This is a genomic window from Enterovibrio norvegicus FF-33, from assembly GCF_000286835.2.
In the GTDB taxonomy this organism is placed as follows: domain Bacteria; phylum Pseudomonadota; class Gammaproteobacteria; order Enterobacterales; family Vibrionaceae; genus Enterovibrio; species Enterovibrio norvegicus_A.
In genome coordinates, this window is the sequence record NZ_AJYD02000033.1 from 9,627 (window position 1) to 10,072 (window position 446).

General features: G+C 39.2%; 1 protein-coding gene. It reads left to right on the forward strand.

Going from position 1 to position 446, the window contains the following annotated elements; genetic code table 11:
• On the forward strand, positions 1-391 hold a 391-nt coding region (locus tag A1OO_RS08385; protein WP_017005325.1), incomplete at its 5' end, for a hypothetical protein.
• Between the last annotated feature and the right edge of the window lie 55 nt (positions 392-446).

Here is a 446-nt window from a genome sequence, read left to right on the forward strand (position 1 = left end):
AATGTATATGAATATTCCTAATTTCTTCGCTCTAATCACGTTAATGTTTATTGCGACAAGTGTTCAAGGGCAAAGTATGAGTAATGATAGTGATTGGAAATTAAAGCTCCGTTATGGAAAAGAAACAACTCCATATACTCACTACACCGTTTTAGCAGAAGGTGTTTGCGGTGAAATGGCAGAAGGGTTCTCTTGCCCTAAAGGTAATGCGATTATGGGGATCAAAGTGTGGGCTACAGATATAGATGAGCCACCTTATATGGTGAAAAGTATTGGTAGCCAAATTGGCTTTGAAGTAACAGGCGAAATTCAATTATATGCCACTGAGCCAGAAGAGCCACCTAGAGAAAACCCGCATGGATATGACATTCAATTCACTCCATTCGATTAGAAATACATTTAACAAATAAGAATAAGTGTCGCGCAGCCGACACTTTATTCGGGTG